19 protein-coding genes, 4 tRNA genes and 1 pseudogene are annotated in these 19,829 nt (G+C 41.9%); 14 read left to right on the forward strand and 10 right to left on the reverse strand.

Translation table 11 applies throughout. From position 1 onward, the window contains the following. Positions 1 to 75: 75 nt before the first annotated feature. Complete coding sequence (locus SYJ56_RS16395; RefSeq protein ID WP_323835942.1) at positions 76 to 1,722, reverse strand: S41 family peptidase; 1,647 nt, start codon at positions 1,720 to 1,722, stop codon at positions 76 to 78. A gap of 169 nt (positions 1,723 to 1,891) precedes the next feature. On the opposite strand from SYJ56_RS16395, the gene SYJ56_RS16400 reads away from it, so the two are divergent. From SYJ56_RS16400 to SYJ56_RS16430, 7 genes are all read left to right on the forward strand, one after another. Continuing rightward, positions 1,892 to 2,650, forward strand: coding sequence for a hemerythrin HHE cation-binding protein (locus tag SYJ56_RS16400; protein WP_323835944.1), 759 nt, complete (start codon positions 1,892 to 1,894; stop codon positions 2,648 to 2,650). Then, positions 2,650 to 3,063, forward strand: a complete 414-nt coding sequence (ruvX, locus tag SYJ56_RS16405; RefSeq protein WP_323835946.1) for a Holliday junction resolvase RuvX — start codon at positions 2,650 to 2,652, stop codon at positions 3,061 to 3,063. Before SYJ56_RS16400 ends, ruvX begins: the two co-directional genes overlap by 1 nt. Further along, positions 3,060 to 3,614, forward strand: a complete 555-nt coding sequence (def, locus tag SYJ56_RS16410; RefSeq protein ID WP_323835948.1) for a peptide deformylase — start codon at positions 3,060 to 3,062, stop codon at positions 3,612 to 3,614. The genes ruvX and def overlap by 4 nt, the downstream gene beginning before the upstream one ends. Further along, complete coding sequence (locus tag SYJ56_RS16415) at positions 3,611 to 4,408, forward strand: amidohydrolase (RefSeq protein WP_323835950.1); 798 nt, start codon at positions 3,611 to 3,613, stop codon at positions 4,406 to 4,408. The genes def and SYJ56_RS16415 overlap by 4 nt, the downstream gene beginning before the upstream one ends. 191 nt (positions 4,409 to 4,599) lie before the next feature. After that, a complete protein-coding gene (locus tag SYJ56_RS16420; RefSeq protein ID WP_323835952.1) occupies positions 4,600 to 6,831 on the forward strand; it encodes an NADP-dependent isocitrate dehydrogenase in 2,232 nt (743 codons plus the stop codon). A 325-nt stretch (positions 6,832 to 7,156) separates the two neighbouring features. Then, entirely contained in the window at positions 7,157 to 8,161 is a 1,005-nt protein-coding gene (gene gap / locus SYJ56_RS16425) for a type I glyceraldehyde-3-phosphate dehydrogenase (protein ID WP_323835954.1), read from the forward strand. Between the two features lie 112 nt (positions 8,162 to 8,273). Then, positions 8,274 to 8,894 carry an LON peptidase substrate-binding domain-containing protein gene (locus tag SYJ56_RS16430; RefSeq protein ID WP_323835956.1) on the forward strand — a complete coding sequence of 207 codons (621 nt, stop codon included), beginning with the start codon at positions 8,274 to 8,276 and terminating at the stop codon, positions 8,892 to 8,894. Here the strand turns inward: SYJ56_RS16430 and SYJ56_RS16435 are convergent. The 3 genes and pseudogenes from SYJ56_RS16435 to SYJ56_RS16450 form a co-directional block, all read right to left on the reverse strand. Then, positions 8,891 to 10,845 (reverse strand): annotated as a pseudogene (locus tag SYJ56_RS16435) (M1 family aminopeptidase). The gene SYJ56_RS16430 and the pseudogene SYJ56_RS16435 sit on opposite strands and share 4 nt — an antisense overlap. Positions 10,846 to 10,904: 59 nt before the next feature. Beyond that, a complete protein-coding gene (locus SYJ56_RS16445; RefSeq protein WP_323835962.1) occupies positions 10,905 to 11,453 on the reverse strand; it encodes a gluzincin family metallopeptidase in 549 nt (182 codons plus the stop codon). A 66-nt stretch (positions 11,454 to 11,519) separates the two neighbouring features. After that, on the reverse strand, positions 11,520 to 12,245 hold the full coding sequence (locus SYJ56_RS16450) for an SH3 domain-containing protein (protein ID WP_323835963.1): 726 nt from the start codon (positions 12,243 to 12,245) through the stop codon (positions 11,520 to 11,522). Positions 12,246 to 12,476: 231 nt separating this feature from the next. Here SYJ56_RS16450 and SYJ56_RS16455 point away from each other — a divergent pair. The 7 genes from SYJ56_RS16455 (at position 12,477) to SYJ56_RS16485 (ending at position 15,761) form a co-directional block, all read left to right on the forward strand. Further along, positions 12,477 to 12,549: transfer RNA gene (locus SYJ56_RS16455), tRNA-Lys, on the forward strand. Positions 12,550 to 12,633: 84 nt separating this feature from the next. Continuing rightward, positions 12,634 to 12,707: transfer RNA gene (locus tag SYJ56_RS16460), tRNA-Pro, on the forward strand. A 55-nt stretch (positions 12,708 to 12,762) separates the two neighbouring features. Next, a tRNA-Arg gene (locus tag SYJ56_RS16465) sits at positions 12,763 to 12,836 on the forward strand. Positions 12,837 to 13,181: 345 nt separating this feature from the next. Next, positions 13,182 to 13,254 (forward strand) — tRNA-Lys (locus SYJ56_RS16470). A gap of 56 nt (positions 13,255 to 13,310) precedes the next feature. Beyond that, a complete protein-coding gene (locus SYJ56_RS16475) occupies positions 13,311 to 13,559 on the forward strand; it encodes a GIY-YIG nuclease family protein (protein ID WP_323835965.1) in 249 nt (82 codons plus the stop codon). A 93-nt stretch (positions 13,560 to 13,652) separates the two neighbouring features. Continuing rightward, on the forward strand, positions 13,653 to 13,952 hold the full coding sequence (locus SYJ56_RS16480) for a GIY-YIG nuclease family protein (protein WP_323835967.1): 300 nt from the start codon (positions 13,653 to 13,655) through the stop codon (positions 13,950 to 13,952). Positions 13,953 to 14,273: 321 nt separating this feature from the next. After that, complete coding sequence (locus tag SYJ56_RS16485; protein WP_323835969.1) at positions 14,274 to 15,761, forward strand: PAS domain-containing protein; 1,488 nt, start codon at positions 14,274 to 14,276, stop codon at positions 15,759 to 15,761. Positions 15,762 to 15,814: 53 nt separating this feature from the next. Here the strand turns inward: SYJ56_RS16485 and SYJ56_RS16490 are convergent, their stop codons facing one another. The 6 genes from SYJ56_RS16490 to SYJ56_RS16515 all read right to left on the reverse strand — a co-directional run bounded on the left by SYJ56_RS16490 (position 15,815) and on the right by SYJ56_RS16515 (position 19,818). Then, complete coding sequence (locus tag SYJ56_RS16490) at positions 15,815 to 16,345, reverse strand: transposase (protein WP_323836097.1); 531 nt, start codon at positions 16,343 to 16,345, stop codon at positions 15,815 to 15,817. After that, positions 16,236 to 16,862: a hypothetical protein gene (locus tag SYJ56_RS16495; protein ID WP_323836102.1), complete on the reverse strand. Its 627-nt coding sequence runs from the start codon at positions 16,860 to 16,862 to the stop codon at positions 16,236 to 16,238. Before SYJ56_RS16495 ends, SYJ56_RS16490 begins: the two co-directional genes overlap by 110 nt. Beyond that, complete coding sequence (locus SYJ56_RS16500; protein ID WP_323835970.1) at positions 16,856 to 17,341, reverse strand: transposase; 486 nt, start codon at positions 17,339 to 17,341, stop codon at positions 16,856 to 16,858. Before SYJ56_RS16500 ends, SYJ56_RS16495 begins: the two co-directional genes overlap by 7 nt. A gap of 238 nt (positions 17,342 to 17,579) precedes the next feature. Beyond that, the gene (locus SYJ56_RS16505) at positions 17,580 to 18,317 is read right to left on the reverse strand and encodes a 3-keto-disaccharide hydrolase (protein WP_323835971.1); all 738 of its coding nucleotides are present in this window, start codon (positions 18,315 to 18,317) and stop codon (positions 17,580 to 17,582) included. A gap of 1 nt (position 18,318) precedes the next feature. Then, a complete protein-coding gene (locus tag SYJ56_RS16510; RefSeq protein WP_323835972.1) occupies positions 18,319 to 18,741 on the reverse strand; it encodes a c-type cytochrome in 423 nt (140 codons plus the stop codon). A 24-nt stretch (positions 18,742 to 18,765) separates the two neighbouring features. Continuing rightward, the gene (locus tag SYJ56_RS16515; protein WP_323835973.1) at positions 18,766 to 19,818 is read right to left on the reverse strand and encodes a sugar phosphate isomerase/epimerase family protein; all 1,053 of its coding nucleotides are present in this window, start codon (positions 19,816 to 19,818) and stop codon (positions 18,766 to 18,768) included. Between the last annotated feature and the right edge of the window lie 11 nt (positions 19,819 to 19,829).

Consider the following 19,829-nt stretch of genomic DNA (forward strand, 5'->3'; position numbering starts at 1 on the left):
TAAATTTAGATAATAAACAAGAAAGCACTCGCCGCGGCGAGTGCTTTCTTGTTATAAATTAAAGAATTTATCTCATTATTCTTCCTCTTGGAGGTCTGTAGCCAATGCTATCCTCTCTGCTTCATCAAACAATTTGATGGCTTGAAGATAAACTTCATTGATGTCATTGACCACCTTATAGAAAGCGCTGTCATCATAAATCTGTCTACCCAAATGTGCTTTTACCAGAGTTTTAAGGTATTCTTTAGACTTGTTGAAGTCGTCTGCATCAAATTTTACCTTGTTCTTAGTACCGTATTCTACTAAATTATTAAGCATAGCATCACTCACAGTGTAGTCCGTGTAGTATTGCTCCAAAGTCATATCTTCGAATTTGGATTTATTTTCATTCACAAAGTCAAGGATAAATTCTCTGGACGAATCAGAATTGAAAAGCTTACTCACATAAGGCGAAGACATGGTAGTGTCCAAAGGAACAAAGTAATCCGGCATAATACCTCCGCCGCCATACACTGTTCTGCCTTTTATAGTTTCATATTTCAAGCTATCGTTGAATGTGATGCTATCTGCAGAGAAAAACTCTCCATGCTCGTATCGCTCGATCCAGTCCCTTTCGTAAGCTTCGTAGTTTGCACCATAAGGTTTTTGGATAGATCTTCCAGAAGGCGTGTAATATCTCGCGATGGTCAATCGCAACTCAGCTCCATCAGAAAGGTCAATTGGCATTTGAACCAAGCCTTTTCCGAAGGATCTTCTACCTACGATCAATCCTCTGTCATTATCTTGAATAGCTCCGGCTAGAATCTCGGAAGCCGATGCAGAACCTTCATTTACCAAGACGATTACAGAACCTTCCTCAAATATACCTGGTTTGAAAGCGTACGCTTTTTGATTGTACTGCTCCACTTTACCTTCTTGAGATACGATTAGAGCTTTTTCACCAAGCAGTTCATCTGCCATATTGATAGCCGCACCCATGTATCCGCCTGGATTTCCCTGAAGATCAATTACCAGTTTTTTCATCCCTTTACTTTTCAAATCAGTAATGGACGCTTTAAACTCATCATAAGTGGTAGCTGCAAATCGGGTTACTTTGATGTAGCCGATTTCATCATCTACCATGTAAGATGCATTGATACTGTACTGAGGGATTTTATCACGGGTTATTTTGTATTCAATGAGATCTTTTTGGTTTTTACGCTTCATGTCCACTATTACTTCAGAGCCTTTTGGACCCCGCAGTTTTTCGAAGACATCCCGGTTGGTTACCCCAACGCCTGCCATATTTTCTCCATCTACTCGTATGATCTGATCACCAGACTGGATTCCCAGTGCTTCAGAAGGCCCGCCTGTTAATGGGGCTACCACATAGATGGTATCACGTATGATTCCGAATTCTACTCCTATGCCGTCAAATTCCCCATCCAATTGGGATTGTACCAGAGAGGCATCCTTAGCGGGGATATAGCTAGAATGGGGGTCTAAATGTTCAAGCATTTTATTGATGCCGTATTCTACCAGATCGTTGGTGTTGACACTGTCCACATAGTCTCGGTTGACATAGGTCATTATTTCCTGTAACTTATACAGTGCAGCTCTCAGATCATTTTGGTTTCCTTTTGGCTCAGCAAAAGTTGCCCCTATCCAGATACCCGCCGATATGGCTAGTGCCAATATTATGGGCAGTCTGATTTGGGATTTAGTGTTTTTTGTCTCGCTCACGTCTTTCTCTTTCAGTTGGTTATATTTCTTTATTGTTAACGTAAATTACCCAAAATTGCCTTCTTTTTGAATAGTCTTTTGATAAAGCTAACAAATGTTTATACGAGGGGAAGGTATAATGGCTCAATTTATTCCCCTTTTTTCTGTTAAAAAAAATTATTTTTGCAAGATGCGAAACGAAGGTGATTTTGAAAAGGCCCTTGTAGGAGACTTAGTTTCTGAAAACTATGTCTTTGCCTCTGTGCTGCATTATTTCGGAATCAGCTTTTATCAGTACCCAACGGAGTCGCTGGAAGTGGTTTGTAAAAAGCACAAAGTGCATTCCAGTCAGTTGATTACAGAACTTGAGTCTTGGGCTCACCGCAAGGAGCCCTCTACAGAAGAACTTTACCTGAATCCCATCGAAATTCTGGTGGCATATCTGAAGAAAAAGCACTACTATTTTGTTCGTCAGGAATTACCTTTTCTATCTAATATCATCTCTGGAATAGTTCCAGAGCCTCAATTTGCTTCCTTGATGGCAGATCTAAGGATTATGTTTCCGCTTTTTGTAGAGGATTTTATTCATCACATCCATGAAGAAGAAAGCAGGCTTTTCAAACGTATAGAATTGCTTCAGGACATTGAGGAAAATAGGTTTTCGCTGAAAGATGCCACCACGATCTTGGAAAGAGACCCTGTACATATGCTGGCAGACCAGCACGAGATTCATGACGACGAAATGGAAGGAATCAGAAAGTTAACAGCGGATTATTCTTTGGATGCAGATGCACCTCTTACCATGAAAGTGCTTTATCACGAATTACAGAACTTCGAGCAGGAACTAAGAATTCATGCGAAAATCGAAGATGAACTTTTATTTCCAAAAGCAGTAGAGCTAGAAAGAGAAGCTTTGCGGCAAATCCGGAAAAAAACCAGAAAAAACTGATGCCCAGAATACTTGCGATTGACCTGGGAACCAAAAGAACCGGACTGGCTGTTACCGACCCATTGAAAATGTTGGCGAATCCATTGGAGACCATCGAGACTTCCACACTTATTGAATATCTGAAAAGTTATTGCGGGCGGGAAGAGGTCGATACCTTAGTTCTTGGATATCCTACTAGACTGAACGGGCAGGACAATGAGATGACTCCAAAAGTGATCACCATGAAGGATAGGCTTTCCAAAGCTTTTCCTGATAAAAAAATTGAACTCGTCGATGAACGGTTCACTTCTAAGATGGCCATGCAAAGCATGATTTCCATGGGAAGTAAAAAGAAAGACCGAAAAGAAAAAGCCGGAAACCTAGACAAGGTGAGTGCGGCAATTATTCTACAATCCTATTTAGAAAAACAATGATTTACCCAATAGTTGCTTACGGTAGCCCAATCCTGAAAAGAGAAGCGGAGGAAATTACCGAAGGAACCGAGCTCGACGAGCTGATAAAAAATATGTTTGCCACCATGGACAACGCCAGCGGCGTAGGTCTTGCTGCACCCCAAATCAATCAAGGTATTAGCCTTTTTGTGATTGATAGTAGCTTGATGCTCGATGAGGAAGATAAAGAAGTCGGTATTAGACGGGCATTCATCAATCCCATTATTTTGGATGAATATGGCGATGACTACAGCTTCGAAGAGGGATGCCTTAGTATACCTGAAGTAAGAGCAGATATAACCCGTCCTGACACCCTTACTATCGAGTATTACGATGAAAACTGGAATCTAAAAGAGGAGGAATTCTCTGGAATGACAGCTCGCGTAATTCAGCACGAGTATGATCACTTGGAAGGTATTCTATTTGTGGATTACTTAAAAGGTCTCAAAAAGAGATTGGTAAAATCCAAACTGATCGATGTAAGTAAAGGCAAAATATCTACTGATTACAGAATGATCTACCCTCTGAAATGATTAAAGCTCCCCAACTCTCCATAGCACTTATACAAACTCAACTTTATTGGAAAGATAAGGTTGCCAATCTGGCGATGCTGGAAGAGAAACTTTGGGAGATAGAAAAAGAAGTGGACTTGATCATCTTGCCAGAGATGTTTCCGACGGGATTTAGCATGGATGCAGCTGAATTGGCAGAGCCCATGAATCTTACTATCTGCAAGTGGATGCAGCAGATGGCGGAGCAAAAAAATGCGACTATCACTGGTAGCGCAATTATTCAAGTTGATGGTAACTATTTCAATCGCTTGCTTTGGGTGAGTCCTGATGGCATGATCCAGCATTACGATAAGCGGCATCTATTTCGGATGGCGGATGAAGATCATTCTTTTTCCGCAGGAGACAGATTGCCAATTTTTGAGCTGAAGGGCTGGAAGATCTGTCCACAAGTTTGTTATGACCTGAGATTTCCAATTTGGTGTAGAAATAGAATGATCGATGGGCAGTTAGCTTACGATCTGATTTTTTATATCGCGTCATGGCCGGCAGCGAGAGTTTCGGCTTGGGATGCACTTTTGCCCGCTAGGGCCATAGAGAATCTGGCTTATTCCATTGGAGTGAATAGAGTGGCTGAAGATGGGAATGGAATAAAGTATAATGGACATTCTGCTGCATATGACTACAAAGGTAATTCCCTGGGATTTTTGGGCGAGGAGGAAAAATTCTGCATAGTAACGCTGGATAAACTGGCTTTGGATTCCTATCGTGAGAAGTTTCCTGCTTGGATGGATTCTGATAATTTTTCTATTCTTTGAGCTAACCTGTTAAGGATTCTTACTTTATGTAAGTGGAATTTGAAACAAGGATATTTTGCGTATTTTAGCCCCAATATTTTAAGACCCTGTTTCCTCTTTTTTCCAACCAACTACAGTTTGAAATGGATCTGACCTAATTGGGTCAATTGAAGCCTCAGGGTATAACATGTCTTTTTAGAACTCTTAAAACCATGAGTAACCAAACTCCAAAAATCCTTTATACGCTGACTGACGAAGCTCCGGCTTTGGCCACGTATTCCCTTTTACCTATTGTAGAAGCATTCACTAAATCTGCTGGTGTATCGGTAGAGACTCGTGATATTTCGCTATCAGCTAGAATTATCGCTAATTTCTCAGCGTTTCTGACTCCTGAGCAACAGCTGCCGGACACCTTGGCAGAGTTGGGTGATATCGCAAAAACTCCCGAAGCCAACATCGTAAAGCTTCCAAACATCTCTGCATCTGTCCCACAGCTTAAAGCTGCTATCAGGGAACTTCAGTCGCAGGGATATGCACTTCCCGATTATCCGGAGGAGCCAAAAACTGACGAGGAAAAGAACATTAAAAGCAAATACGACAAAATCAAAGGTTCGGCAGTGAACCCTGTGCTTCGGGAAGGGAATTCTGACCGGAGAGCGCCACAGGCGGTGAAAGCTTACGCACGGAAGCATCCGCATTCCATGGGCAAATGGTCGGCAGACTCCAAGACTCATGTGGACAGTATGACAGAAGGTGATTTTTACGGTAGTGAGAAATCCCATGTGATGGCTAATGAGGCCGTTATTTCCATTGAATTGCAGGGCGCGGACGGCCAAAAAGAAATTCTTAAATCTGGTTTGAAAATTCAGGCTGGTGAAGTGATCGATGCTTCCACTATGAGCATTGCTGCTTTGACAGCATTTCTAAGAAAAGCAAAAGCCGAAGCAAAGTCCCAAGGCGTTCTTTTCTCCCTTCACATGAAAGCTACAATGATGAAGGTATCTGACCCTATCATCTTCGGTCATGCAGTGAAAGTGTTTTTTGAACCTGTTTTTGCCAAGCACATTGCCTCTTTCCACGAGGTGGGAATCGATGTGAATAATGGATTTGGAGATTTGATCTCCAATCTAGATAAACTTTCTATCCCGAAAAGAACTGAAGTAGAGGCAGATATTGCAGCTTGTCTTGCAGATAGCCCAGAATTGGCGATGGTAAACTCGGATAAGGGAATCACCAATCTGCATGTGCCAAGTGATGTGATTATTGATGCGTCTATGCCTGCGATGATCAGAACTTCCGGTCAGATGTGGAACAAGGCTGGTAAACTTCAGGATACCAAAGCAATCATTCCTGATAGATCTTATGCCGGCGTTTATCAGGCAACTATTGATTTTTGTCGAAGTCATGGTGCTTTCGATCCGTCCACGATGGGTTCTGTGCCTAACGTGGGGCTGATGGCTCAGAAAGCTGAAGAATATGGTTCTCACGATAAAACTTTTGAGATTCCTTTTGCAGGCAAAGTAAAAGTGCTGGATCAAAACGGACATGAAATCTTCTCGCACGATGTAGAAGCCGGAGATATCTGGAGAATGTGTCAAACAAAGGATGCTGCTATTCAGGATTGGGTAAAGTTGGCTGTAACGAGAGCAAGACTTTCGAATACACCGGCTATCTTCTGGTTAGATCCTCAGCGAGCACATGATGCAGAGTTGATCAAAAAAGTAAATAAATATTTATTGGATCATGACCAAACTGGATTGGAGATTTCTATTCTTTCACCTGTGGAGGCGACAAACCTTTCTTTGGCTCGAATCAAAGAAGGTATGGATACGATCTCTGTTACAGGAAACGTATTGAGAGATTACTTGACAGATTTGTTTCCGATTTTGGAATTGGGCACTTCGGCCAAAATGCTCTCTATCGTTCCTCTAATGAATGGTGGAGGTTTGTTTGAAACTGGGGCTGGTGGATCTGCACCTAAGCATGTGGAGCAATTCGTTACCGAAGGACACCTACGTTGGGATTCATTGGGTGAATTCCTTGCACTTGCAGTCTCTTTGGAGCATTTGGGACAGACTTTCCATAATGACAAAGCTTTGCTATTGGCAGAGACACTTGATCAGGCGACTGGCAAATGGCTAGAAAATGATAAGTCTCCGGCTCGCGTGGTCGGTAAGCTTGATAACAGAGGTAGCCATTTCTACATTGCACTTTATTGGGCAGAGGCACTTGCTGCGCAGAATAAAGATGCTGAATTGAAAGCTAAATTCACTCCGCTTGCTGCGGCATTAGAAGCTCAAGAAATGACAATAGTAAATGAATTGAATGGTTCGCAAGGTGTGCCGGTAAATATCGGTGGCTATTTCAGACCGGATGCAGCATTGGCTTCTCAGGCTATGAGGCCAAGTGCTACGCTTAATGAAATACTTACACATTTGGTGTAACTGTCAATTCCACAAATAAAAGCCAGGCGAAGGTCTGGCTTTTTTTTGGGAAGAGTGTACCACTATTGCTTTTGAATAGGGTTTCGCATATATTTTTTTTCCACAAAGAAAAACTAAGCTGCAAAATTGTTTTTCAGATATTTAATGAAATTATTTTTCTTCGGAATCGGTTGAGCGGGGTAAGAATGGAAGTGGCCTAAGAGATAGTTTGTGCTAGCCAAATAAATGTAATAACTTAGCCATCCCACAGGGATTTTTGGTCAAAAGTGGCATACCTCCAAGGGGAGTTTTAGGAATCAAACCTATACGTAAAATCAAAATAATAATGAGCAAAATTAAAGTTGGAATCAACGGATTCGGTAGAATCGGACGTTTGGCGTTCAGAGTCGCACAAGAAAGAGAAGATATCCAGGTAGTAGCGATCAATGACTTGATCGACGTAGACTACATGGCATATATGCTGAAGTATGACTCTACTCACGGTAACTTCAAAGGTACTGTAGAAGTAAAGGACGGTGCATTAGTAGTGAACGGAAACAGTATCCGTGTTACTTCTGAGAAAAGCCCATCAAACCTTAAATGGGGTGAAGTAGGAGCTGACTATGTAATCGAGTCAACCGGTATTTTCTTGACTAAAGAAACTGCACAAGGTCATATTGATGCAGGTGCAAAGAAAGTTGTAATGTCTGCACCATCTAAGGATGATACGCCGATGTTCGTAATGGGTGTGAATGAAGATTCATATACTTCTGACATGGTTTTCGTTTCTAACGCTTCTTGTACTACAAACTGTCTGGCTCCAATCGCCAAAGTGTTGAATGACAACTGGGGAATCGAGGAAGGCTTGATGACTACAGTTCATGCGACTACTGCAACTCAGAAAACTGTGGACGGACCGTCTGCGAAGGACTGGAGAGGTGGACGTGGTGCTGCTCAGAACATCATTCCTTCATCAACTGGAGCCGCTAAGGCTGTAGGTAAAGTAATTCCTGAGCTTAACGGTAAATTGACTGGTATGGCATTTAGAGTGCCTACTCCAGATGTTTCTGTTGTCGATTTGACAGTTAGATTGAAAAAGCCAGCTACTTACGCTGAAGTTTGTGCTAAAATGAAAGAAGTTTCTGAGACTACCATGAAAGGTGTTCTTGGTTATACTGAAGATGACGTGGTTTCTACTGATTTCCTTGGAGATCCTAGAACTTCTATATTCGATGCAGGTGCTGGTATCCAGCTTTCTGACACTTTCTTGAAAGTAGTTTCTTGGTATGATAACGAGTGGGGCTACTCTAATAAAGTGATCGACTTGGTTAGCTTTATCGCTAGCAAATAATAAGAAGTAAATTTCATTTACTAAAAATTAGCCGGTCCTTGGATCGGCTTTTTTTGTTTCTGCTGAAAACAAAAATTAGGTTTTAGTACGTTATACTAAAAAAAACAAGTCTATGAATCTTCCTTTTTTTCCTTTGAAATTAGTGGTTTTTCCAGGAGAAGAACTCAACCTTCACATATTTGAACCTCGGTACAAAGAGTTGCTCAAAGATGTAGAGCAAGGGGATTTGACTTTTGGAGTTTGTACTTATTTGGATCAGCTTTCGGGATATGGCACTGAAGTAAAGTTGGATACTATATATACTAGGTATGAGGATGGCCGAATGGACATTAAGACCACAGGTAAGAGAGTTTTCAAAATAGAAAGCTTTGAAAATCCGGCAGCTGGAAAATCATATGCTGCAGGTGCTGTCGAGTGGTTAGAGGATGACCTCAGAGTTGCTGATTTTTTGCATCATGAGTACCTTCTTTATCTCAGAGAAATACTTCATTTAATAGGATATGAAACGGATTTCGATTCTGCTGAAATTGATTCATTTTCTTTTTCTCATAAAATTGGGCTCAAACTGGAGGAGGAATTAGAGCTAATCAAAATTCCTTCTGAGGCGAAGCGAACTGAATTTCTACTCAATCACCTCAAGCGAATCATTCCTGCACTTAAAGCAGGGGAGCATGCCAAAGAAAAAATCAAACAAAATGGACAATTTAAGCATCTTGATCCATTAGATTTCTAATTGACCTCATGGATTCCTTGCACCCGCATCAAATCATCAGTGGCTTGTAGGATTTTATTTTTCAAAATTGGATTGTAATCTGGATTTGCATCTAGAAAGCCGGAAACGATTTTAGTCGCCTCAGGAGAATTGTGTTGTCCCGCTGTAACCGACGCCCATCTTTTGGGAAAGAAGATGTCTCCAGTCTTCTGAATATCCTCTAGTAGCCCCAATGCTAGTGGGAGATGCTTAATAGCTGATTGCTGTCGCAATGGGTGATGTATGTAACCACAAGCTGCTAAAACCCATGATTCCTTTTCACGGTTAGAAGCTTTTCTGAAAGTTTCAAAAAGGGCATCTCGCATTGTCTTATTTTGGGATAAAGCTGGTTGAAGAAAGTCAAAGCGATCAAGTTTGTCCGGGTTACTTATTCTGGTTCGTTCTTCAATTAATATCTCGTCTGATTTAGGATGTGCATACACAGCCAAAGTCATTGCCAGATTGGTGAAGTTGTCAGGATTGAGTTTCAGGTCTTTGATCTCAATATCCTTTTTCCATACTTGGTAAAGTCGACTTAAGCCAGTTTTGGAATAAGCAATCCCGCTGTAAAGAGAAAAGATAGTTTTCTTAAGATTGGTGGGAAGATTATTTTGCAATTGACTCCATAGCTTGGATTCTAAGTCAGGAAGGACTTTTTCCCGTTGATCTTCAGTAAGGTATTTCCAGAAAATAGTGCTGAGTTCGGATGAAATCAAGCGCGATAAAATCTCGTTTTTCTCCGTCGAGATACCACTTTGAAAAGTTTCAAAAGCCAGGATTGGTTCTATATTCCCAGAAAGGGTATTTTCAAATAAGTTGATGTATGATTGTCCTCTCATTACCTCATCCGAAAGTGTTGAGATAGTTGTCAATGATTCTTTATCAATTGGAAAAACCCCATATCCTAGGCCATTGCTATTGTAGAGAATTGCGGTGGGTTGTTGCTCCCCGATAGCTTCTTTCAAATCAAAGGATTTTTCAGTTATGGAAACTGAAAAGGTCTTGCTAGTGTCAGGATAAAATAGAGTAATATCGAATAGCTGTGGCCAGATTTTATCAGAACCATCTTCTGCTTTTTGGAATATTTCGAAGGAGCTGATGGTTCCGTCTTTTGCCAGTTCAATTTTGTCGGTAAGAATTGGTCTTCCTGATTGATTTACCCATATTTCACTCCAATTTTTGAGATCTATTGCTGTATTTTCATCTAGTATCTCGACCAGTTCATTCCAAGTTGCATTATCATTTGCATAAGTTTTTATGTATGTCTGAATACCTTTTTGAAATGCTGCTTCTCCCATCACTGTTTCCAACTGCCGCATCATGATCGGTGCTTTATCATGGATTATGCTCCCATAGAGTGAGCCAGCATCTTTTAAATTAGAAAGCTTTTGACGGATGGGGTTTGTTCCTTGCGTTCTATCTTCCCCATATGCCGACGGATAATGATTGGTTAGAAATAACAGCTCGTGATTGATGTCGGGATAGGTTGGTTGACAAGTTTGCCAGCCATGAAATTTGCAAAAACCTCCTTCATCCACACATCCTCAAACCAATCCATAGTCACCAAATCTCCAAACCACATATGAGCCGTCTCGTGACCGATAAGCTTAGCACGGCTTAGTAATTCTGAGTCGGTAGCATTTTCGTCCAAGAAAAGCGAAGATTCGCGGTATTGGATAACTCCGACATGCTCCATTCCGCCATATTGGAAGATGGGAATAGTAGCGAAATCAAGCTTCTGAAATGGGAAGGGATATTTGGTGTAGGTTTCAAGGAATTTTGTTGCTTTTTGGTGTAGCGTAAAAATTTCCGGGATGCTTGCTGCTATTTTCTCAGGATTGGTTTCTCTGTAGAGCATTGTTTGTGCAAAGTCCGTTTCGGATTTCGCTTCTTCAAACTTGCCAGCTACAAAAGAAAACAAATAGGTACTCATCAAATCTGACTTGGCAAATCTGTGAGTGGTGAATTCTCCATTTTCCTCAGAAGCTAGTTCTACTGCCCCTGCCAAGACTTTCCAGTCTTTTGGGGAGTGATGGTCAGTGTATAGTTAGCTTTCAAATTAGGCTGATCAAAGCAGGGGAAAAGTGTATTTGCCCGATCAGGAACCAGTAGGGTATAAAGAAAGTCATCATTACGATTGAGCGAAAGCTCTCCTGCCAAGAAATCGATCTCAATGGAATTTGAGCCTTTTTTTAGTGCTTTCGTAGGAATGATCAAGTGCTGGTCTCGGTGGTTGATTTCAGTGCTTTGTCCATTCACGCTCAGGGATACTAGATGGGATGATTCCTCATGGAAATCCAAAATCAGGGGATGGGATAAGTCACTGATTTTTGCTTCTAGAGTCAGGTGTGCAGGAATTGGGTCTGACTTCTTCGCAGGGATATCAAAAGATAAACGATAGTGAATATCTGCTACCTGACTTTTTCTAAATTTCGCTAATTCAATAGATATACCAGAGTTATAGAAATGCTCGTCGGAAACAGGAGTTTTGCAGGAAGTGAATATGAGGATCAGCCCTGCAAGCTGGAGTAGGTTTTTCATGCTCCAACAATCATTATATTTTGAAGGAATTGTAAAGAGATTTCCTTTAGTGTTTTTCAAATGGACTTACATTCGTGTAACATCTGATTTTTTTATGTAGGCACTTTTGTCCTTCCAGTCTACTTCATACCAGATATCCTTGCTGGACTTGATATGCACTCGGTGTCCAGGTCCTACCCTGTCTATCAGCTCACCACCAGCAGATGGTTTGCTTACAACAAAAGTAGGACTGCTTGTTATAAGACCGGTCCGAGGGCCGGTCAGAAAATTGTTGGCTAAAAAGATTAAAAGCATAAGTAGAATGGTTGGCCAGAAAGTTTGGGTCTTTTCAGATTTCCTGCTGGTGATCCAACTTAGTATAATAGAAACTACAAGGAAAAGAGCCAATGCCGCCACAATGTATTCCTGGTATTCAGTCAAAAATATTAGAAATCGCTGCGTATCACTCACTTCATATCCTATTAACGAACTTTGGCCAGTAAGACTTTTGATCTTGGTTATAGCCTGTTGATTGGGTTCTAGGTCGTAGTATTTACTCAGATAAAGTGTAGCCAGTTCTTTGTCTCCAATACCTTCAGTGATGAAGGCCATTTTGAGCAACATTGCCGGGGAATATATCCCGGATTGATAGCTAGAATCATAGATTTCCATTGCTTCCTTGTAGCTTCTAACATTAAACAAAGAATCTGCTTTTTTTAGATCAATTACATCTGCTTGACAATGAATACTTTGTAATGATATCGATAAGAATATCAAAAGTTTTGTGAGAAAGATTGATTTCACGTTTGGCATTTAAAATTTGTCCCCTTATTTTTGCAGTCCAATTACGGCAATGATCTGGCAAAAAGCAAGGCTAGGGAGTCAATTTGAAAGGGTTTAAGCCGCAATTAAGTGGTTAAATTTTCTGAAAATTTTCAGAGTATTATGATTTCGTAGCTCACCCCGATTTTTATCGGGAGGGTTCAGTGTTCGAGTCAAGAAATAGAAATACCTAAGTGGAAAAAGATTCACTTGAAACAATATGATTCCGTAGCTCAGCTGGTAGAGCAATACACTTTTAATGTATGGGTCCTGGGTTCGAGCCCCAGCGGGATCACAAAATGATTACAAAAGGGAAAGGGCGAGAAGCCCCAGCGGGATCATATTAGAATTAACTTACAAGGAGTTAAAAAGAAAGTTTCGGGGTGTAGCGTAGCCCGGTATCGCGCCACATTTGGGATGTGGAGGTCGTAGGTTCGAATCCTGCCACCCCGACTTTATTTATTTCTGTTTTGTCATTTGTCTAAAGATTTATTGACATTACTTATCCGGTCCTGTAGCTCAACCGGATAGAGCAACTGCCTTCTAAGCAGTAGGTTTCAGGTTCGAGTCCTGACAGGATCACTTATTAAAAGCGGAATTACGTTCCGCTTTTTATTTTATTATCGTTTACCGATTCCTTAGCTCATCCCTATAGCTATCGGGAGGTAGAGCAAAAATCAATATAAGATTGATATATATATAACAAACTTGATTCCTTAGCTCAGCTGGTAGAGCATCCCGATTTTGATCGGGAGGGTCCTGGGTTCGAGCCAAGAAATAGAAATACCTAAGTGGAAAAAGATTCACTTGAAACAATATGATTCCGTAGCTCAGCTGGTAGAGCAATACACTTTTAATGTATGGGTCCTGGGTTCGAGCCAAGAAATAGAAATACCTAAGTGGAAAAAGATTCACTTGAAACAATATGATTCCGTAGCTCAGCTGGTAGAGCAATACACTTTTAATGTATGGGTCCTGGGTTCGAGCCCCAGCGGGATCACAAGAAAGCAGTCCAAATGGGCTGCTTTTCTTATTTTTATGCCAATCCTTACTCAGATGGCGACAATGTATATTTTGTATTCTGAAAAACTTGCCAAGTATTATGTAGGCGCATGCAGTAATCTTGACCGCAGATTATATGAACATAACATTAGCCACTCAAAATTCACCTCCACAGGAATTCCCTGGGAACTGGTTTACCGCGAGGATTTTGATGGTCTGCTTACAGCCAAACGTAGAGAACTTCAGATTAAAAAGATGAAAAGCAAAAAATATATTGAGTCTATGATCAATTCAGCTCGGTAGAGCATCCCGATTTTGATCGGGAGGGTCCTGGGTTCGAGCCCCAGCGGGATCACAGATTGATTACAAAAGGGAAAGGGCGAGAAGCCTGTCCCGATGAGACGAAGCGAAGCAAGTCGATATCGGGAAGCCCCAGCGGGATCACAAAAAAGCAGTCCAAAACGGGCTGCTTTTCTTATTTTTAGCCAACTGGTACTTAACATAGCAACTCTTTACATTCTCTTTTCTGAAGAGCTGAACAAGTTCTATGTAGGCGCATGTTCCAATCTAGAAAGGAGTATGTATGAGCATAACATCGGGCAGTTAAAATTTACTTCAGCGGGAATTCCCTGGAAGCTAATTTATAAAGAGACGTTCGAGGATTTACAATCAGCCAAGCGTAAATCAAGAAGATGAAATCCGGAAATAGAAGTATTAATATGCCTTTCAATGGTTAACCTTTTTTTGCAATCTCACCAATGATCTCAACTGCTTTGTACACAGCATAAATAACTCATCAATCCGTCAGGTTTTTCCAAGAGGATTGTCGGTTTTTTTCATAAACAAGCCCACTTTTACTAGTCTAGATAAAGCTCAATTTGAGTCCTAATCCTTGCTTCCGGCTTGGTCATCAAGATCTCTTTCAATAAAGATTAAGACAAATTAAAGGTCTGGTTGTAAATTAATTCATTTTAGTATCTTACTCCCTAGCTATTAACGACACGTATTCTAATCATCATGAAAAATAACTCCGAACAATTGCTTTCTTTTCTGAAATCTATGGGAGGAATTGTATGGGAAGCTGATTCAATGATGCGACTATTTAATTTCATCGGAGATCCTAGTCAGCATATTTTAGGTTTTCCGCAGGAAACGTGGACAGACACACCTGGTTTTTGGGAGAGTCGCATTCATCCAGATGATATTGGGGTGGTGTCGGAATACCGAAATTTGAATGACAGCTCTGGGAAAATCCATTCTTTCGAATATAGGATGATTAGTGCGGATGACAATATCAAATGGGTTAAGGACACAGTTTCTTTCATCACTGAAAGGGATGTTCAACCTTTTCTTTGTGGAATTATGACTGAAACCACAGCCTTTAGAAGGCTAATCGCTCTGGAGCAGCTGGAAGAAAATGTGTTTCGGCTGAATATGAATAATTCCCTTAATGAATTGCTTTTATACTATCTCGCAGGACTCGAAGAATTGTTTCCTATGATGCAATGTTCAATTCTGAAAATCAAAAATGGTCGCTTGCATGATGGTATATCTCCCTCCTTGCCTGGTGTCTATATGGCTTCCCTTGAGAACGTACAGATCGGTGAGAATGTGGGATCCTGTGGCACTGCTGCAGCTTTAAAACGACAGATCATTGTTACTGATATTTCCACTGATCTTAAGTGGATAGGTTACCGCGAGCTTGCTCTTATGCATGGATTGATGGCATGCTGGTCAAATCCTGTAATCGGTACTGATGGAGAGGTGATAGCTACGCTGGCAATGTATTACCGTCAACCCAAATCACCAACTGAAGACGAACTAAGAGTGATGGAACGTGCGGCAGCATTGCTACAAGTCATCCTAGAAAACAGACAAAACACAGAGATCATCAGCGAGAAGAATTTGCTGATGCTACAGAGTCAGGAACTCGCACATTTTGGTAACTGGAACTGGGATATCGAGCATAATATTGTCACTTGGTCGCCTGCCTTATATGCAATCTACGGATTGAATCCAAATGAATTCAAAGCGACCTTTGAAGGATATCTTGAATTGCTGCACCCAGATGATCGGACTAGGGTAAAAGAGGTAATTGAAAATGTGTTGAGTACCGGAGAGGATACAGATTTCGAAGAAAGAATTGTCCGTCCAGATGGTGAAGTACGTTATTTAAGGTCTTGGGCCAAGCGCAAATCTGATCCGAACGGAGAAATACTTGGAATGATTGGTGCTTGTCTGGATAATACTGAGAAAGTCAGTAGGATTTTGGCTATCGAAGAACAAAACCAGCAATTTCGGGAAATCGCATGGTTACAGTCGCACATAATCCGGGCACCACTAGCTCGGATCATGGGACTTATCGATCTGATCAAAAATACACCTGTCGAAGAATTGCCACAAAGCGAACTGCTGGACTATTTATTGACCTCAGCCAACGAATTAGATGATCAGATCAGGATCATAACTCAAAAGACCGAGTTAAAAGATAGGACTGAAATATAAAATGTGCTTAGGCGAAAGTTTTTCCAGCATATAGATAGGGCCTGCTGAAAAACTCAAGCAGCCCAAGCCATAAAACCCAGTCCAGAATCGCAGTTGGACTGGGTTTTTGATTTCAGAGAGACAGGGATTGTTCTTTTGCCGGTATTTAGGTTGTAATTTAGCCAGATCCATGCTGAAAAACCCAGGCATACCAGTGCTATCCCGGCCAGTTTGACCAGGTTAAGCACTAGGATGATGGAGGCGATCCACGACTGGCTGGTGTTTTTCAGTCTTGCCCTGATCCGGTTCATCCCGTATCCGTTTTTTGCCTGACCAAACTTCCCCTCAACCGGGTTCCTCTCTCCGGGTCTTACGTGGTTTGCCACTGCCTTTGCCGATGGGCGGCCTAAAGGTTTGGCCGCCAGTTTGATCTTGTTGTCCTTCAGCCATTTCCTGTTTGCTCTGGTACAGTAGATCTGGTCTGCCAGTACTTTTTCAGGATAAAAGCCGAAGCGCTTTCTGTAGTTTTCTACGTAGTCTTGCAGGTGGCTCCCCTCGTTGAAGGCATCCCAGGAGATGGTGTTCAGAAACGAAAACCCGTCCACCAGACTCAGGTGGATCTTGGCCCCGAACTCGGTCTTTGCCCTGGCTTTCCCTCGGACAATAGGACGGATGTGGGGCTGATCGATCCTGACTATCCGATCTTCCACCTGATGGCTTCCGGGCCTTAAACATCTTCAGCTGCTGGTCATACACCGTCTGGATGATCCAATACTTGTGCTGCAACCGATGAGCGAGAGGGAAAACAGCAAAGCCATCAAGCTGTTTTTCAATCGTCCTGAAGTTTCTTCTCAGGTATTGAAGCTGGGACTTGATGCCTTTACGGATGGTTTTCCTCGATGGGTTCTTGTTTTGGGCTACCTTCAGATAGCGTTTCCGGGCTACTTTGCGGTAAGTCCGGGGCTTCTTTCCCTGTGGGCTTTTCGCGTGCAGTTCATCGATGATGGATTCTGTGATCTCCCGGGACCTGTTCAGCAATCCGATATCGGTGGGATAGGCGATGTCCTGGGGACAGGCAGTGGCATCATAGATTACTTCACCTTTGTTAAGGCAGGCTACCACATCCCCATCGGAAGGGGCTTTATCTTTTTTTTTACGGGGCCGGACTTAGAAAATTCATGGATCTTATCGTTCATCTCCGAGATCAGCTCTTCTCCGAGCCGTTTTCTGATATCCACAAACAGCGAGGCATCGAAAGGAGGTCGTTTGATATAGGAACTGTAGCCAAGAAAGTATTGCAGATACATATTTTCGGTGATTTGGGCGACCGTCTCCCGGTCGTCCAGGTTGAGCATATGCTTGATGATCACCGCCCCGATCAATACCCTGGGGTTCAGCGCAGGCCTTCCTGTGGATTTGGGCGGGTTGCGTTTGTTAAACAGGTTTACCAGCACGTCCCAGGGGATCTGTGAACTGAGCACAACCCAGCGGTTGGAGGGATCCAGACCATTATAAAAGGGAGTTTCAAATCCAGTGAATGACAGCTGATTTTGGCTCGTGTATTCGCTGCGTGGTGCACGCCTTTTGGGAGTCTTTTGCATAGTTCCTTGCACTTGGCTTCCCTTAAATTCTGAATTTTTGCCCTTACTTGTATCTAATCACCCCTTTTTTATTTTCTAAGCAGACCCTAGATAATGAGGCAAAAAAATAGTGTTCCATTTGCTTTTAAGGTTCTAAAACCCAATACCACAGAAGGATTCTTAATTTTAGGTTCGGTTTAACCAAAAAAAGAGTCCTGCATCAGTGCAGGACTCTTTTTTTGGTTGTGAGGCGAGTAGATTAAAGCTTCTTAATCATCACATTTTTGAAATAAACGAGATCGCTATGATCTTGAAGGGCAATTCTTCCTTTTTTGAACGTACCGAAATTAGGCATGTCCTTGAACTTGCTGTCTGCAATCAACGCCTCCCACTCAGGAGTCCAAAGGGTAGTACTAACCACAGTGGTTCCATTGAGAATTAGGTCGAGCTTACCGTTGTTGGCGATAATCTCCGCTGAGTTCCATTCATCATAAGGCTTCACAGTCTCTTCACTACTTACTATCAAATCATAAAGATCTCCAGCTCTGTGACTGATGATTTTGGCGTCAGGATGGCCGTCATTGTCCAGTACCTGCATTTCTAAGCCAGTATTATATGTGTTCTGATATTCTGGTGCTTCGTGAACATAGAATATTACTCCGCTGTTGCCATTTTGTGAGATTTTCCACTCGTATTTCAAATGGAAATTTTCGTATTCTTCATTCGTAATGATGTCGCCACCATCACCAGCTTGCCAGCCGTCTTTGTTTTTCGCATCAAGATAAACTTCACCATTCTCGACTTTCCAGGCATTGCCTACTTCTCCTCCGCCGTATTTGTGCCAGTTAGAGAAATCGTTGTCGGCAAATAGATCTACCCATTCTTCTTCCGGAGCTTCTTCCACAGTTACTTCTGTTTCTGTTTCGACTGTTTTTTCGCCAGAACATGAAGCAAGAATACTTGCCAATGCCGCGACGATGATATAGTGTTTTCTCATCTTATTTTTTCAATAGGAGTACGTAGCGTACCATGTCTTTTGCATCTTCTATGGTAACTGCAGGATGTGGAGGCATTGGAATTTCACCCCATACTCCTACACCGCCTTCGATTACCTTTTTGGCTAGCAAGTCGACATTTTCCTCAGTATTTTCATACTTAGCAGCTACATCTGCATAGGAAGGTCCTACAATCTTTCTTTCCACCATATGACAAGAGGTACAGTCTGAAGTCTTGAGCTTAGCTAATCCTGTGATGTAAATCGGATCATCTTGGTATTTTTCTTCTAGACTCATTTCTTTTTCTGGAGCTGCTGGAGCAACCACTGTTTCTGTAGTTTCAGCAGTTTTTTCTCCACCGCCACATGCGAAAGTAAATCCTGCCAGAGCTACTAAGACAAGGTTTATTGGTTTTGTGATTTTCATTGGTTTTATAAATTATTTAAGTATTTAAATTCCTAAGATTTTTTTGTTGAATTCCTCGTCTGCACCTCTGCCAGCGAAGTCATCAAATGCTTTTTCGGTGACGTTAATGATGTGTGAGGCAATAAATGGGGCGCCTTCTGCAGCTCCTTGCTCTGGATGCTTGATGGCACATTCCCACTCTAAAACAGCCCAGCCATCATAATCGTACTGCGAAAGTTTGCTAAAAATTCCGCTAAAATCAACCTGTCCATCGCCCAAAGATCTGAAACGACCTGCACGCTCTACCCAGCCTTGATATCCACCATAGACACCTTGCTTGCCAGTAGGATTAAACTCAGCATCTTTTACATGGAACATTTTGATTCTTTCATGGTAGAAATCAATGAATTGCAAGTAATCCAAGCACTGCAATACGAAATGACTTGGGTCATATAGAATGTTTGCTCGCTTATGATTATTGACTTTATCTAGAAACATTTCAAATGTCACTCCATCGTGCAAATCTTCTCCAGGGTGAAGTTCATAACAAACATCCACGCCATATTTGTCGAATTCGTCTAGAATAGGAGTCCATCTTTTTGCCAATTCCGTGAAACCGGTTTCCACCAGTCCAGCTGGTCTTTGAGGCCAAGGATAGACAGTGTGCCACATCAATGCTCCTGAGAAGGTCGCATGTGCTGTAAGTCCCATGTTTTGGGAAGCTTTTGCCGCATATTTCAATTGCTGCACTGCCCAATCGGTTTTACCTTGTAGATTTCCTTTCAAATTAGCTGGCGCAAATCCGTCAAACAATTCATTGTAAGCTGGATGTACTGCCACTAATTGGCCTTGAAGGTGTGTGGAAAGTTCGGTGATCTCCAAACCTGCCTCCTTTACTGTGCCGATGATTTCGTCTGCATAGGTTTTGCTTTCTGCAGCCTTTTGCAAATCAATCATACGAGGATCCCAAGAGGGGATCTGAACACCTGCATAGCCAAGGTCGGCCATGTAATTGCAAATGTTCTTTAGGTTATTGAAGGGTGCTGTGTCGTCAATAAATTGTGCGAGAAAGATCGCGGGTCCTTTAATTGTCTTCATTTTACTAAGGT

It is taken from the genome of Algoriphagus aurantiacus, from assembly GCF_035156405.1.
Classification (GTDB): domain Bacteria; phylum Bacteroidota; class Bacteroidia; order Cytophagales; family Cyclobacteriaceae; genus Algoriphagus; species Algoriphagus aurantiacus.

Bases quoted from the DNA above. Each gene is read 5' to 3' on its own strand.
- SYJ56_RS16400 (WP_323835944.1), top strand. From the start codon at position 1,892: ATGCGAAACGAAGGTGATTTTGAAAAGGCCCTTGTAGGAGACTTAGTT.
- ruvX (WP_323835946.1), top strand. From the start codon at position 2,650: ATGCCCAGAATACTTGCGATTGACCTGGGAACCAAAAGAACCGGACTG.
- def (WP_323835948.1), top strand. From the start codon at position 3,060: ATGATTTACCCAATAGTTGCTTACGGTAGCCCAATCCTGAAAAGAGAA.
- SYJ56_RS16415 (WP_323835950.1), top strand. From the start codon at position 3,611: ATGATTAAAGCTCCCCAACTCTCCATAGCACTTATACAAACTCAACTT.
- SYJ56_RS16420 (WP_323835952.1), top strand. From the start codon at position 4,600: ATGAGTAACCAAACTCCAAAAATCCTTTATACGCTGACTGACGAAGCT.
- gap (WP_323835954.1), top strand. From the start codon at position 7,157: ATGAGCAAAATTAAAGTTGGAATCAACGGATTCGGTAGAATCGGACGT.
- SYJ56_RS16430 (WP_323835956.1), top strand. From the start codon at position 8,274: ATGAATCTTCCTTTTTTTCCTTTGAAATTAGTGGTTTTTCCAGGAGAA.
- SYJ56_RS16445 (WP_323835962.1), bottom strand. From the start codon at position 11,453: ATGAAAAACCTACTCCAGCTTGCAGGGCTGATCCTCATATTCACTTCC.
- SYJ56_RS16450 (WP_323835963.1), bottom strand. From the start codon at position 12,245: ATGCCAAACGTGAAATCAATCTTTCTCACAAAACTTTTGATATTCTTA.
- SYJ56_RS16475 (WP_323835965.1), top strand. From the start codon at position 13,311: ATGGCGACAATGTATATTTTGTATTCTGAAAAACTTGCCAAGTATTAT.
- SYJ56_RS16480 (WP_323835967.1), top strand. From the start codon at position 13,653: ATGAGACGAAGCGAAGCAAGTCGATATCGGGAAGCCCCAGCGGGATCA.
- SYJ56_RS16485 (WP_323835969.1), top strand. From the start codon at position 14,274: ATGAAAAATAACTCCGAACAATTGCTTTCTTTTCTGAAATCTATGGGA.
- SYJ56_RS16500 (WP_323835970.1), bottom strand. From the start codon at position 17,341: ATGCAAAAGACTCCCAAAAGGCGTGCACCACGCAGCGAATACACGAGC.
- SYJ56_RS16505 (WP_323835971.1), bottom strand. From the start codon at position 18,317: ATGAGAAAACACTATATCATCGTCGCGGCATTGGCAAGTATTCTTGCT.
- SYJ56_RS16510 (WP_323835972.1), bottom strand. From the start codon at position 18,741: ATGAAAATCACAAAACCAATAAACCTTGTCTTAGTAGCTCTGGCAGGA.
- SYJ56_RS16515 (WP_323835973.1), bottom strand. From the start codon at position 19,818: ATGAAGACAATTAAAGGACCCGCGATCTTTCTCGCACAATTTATTGAC.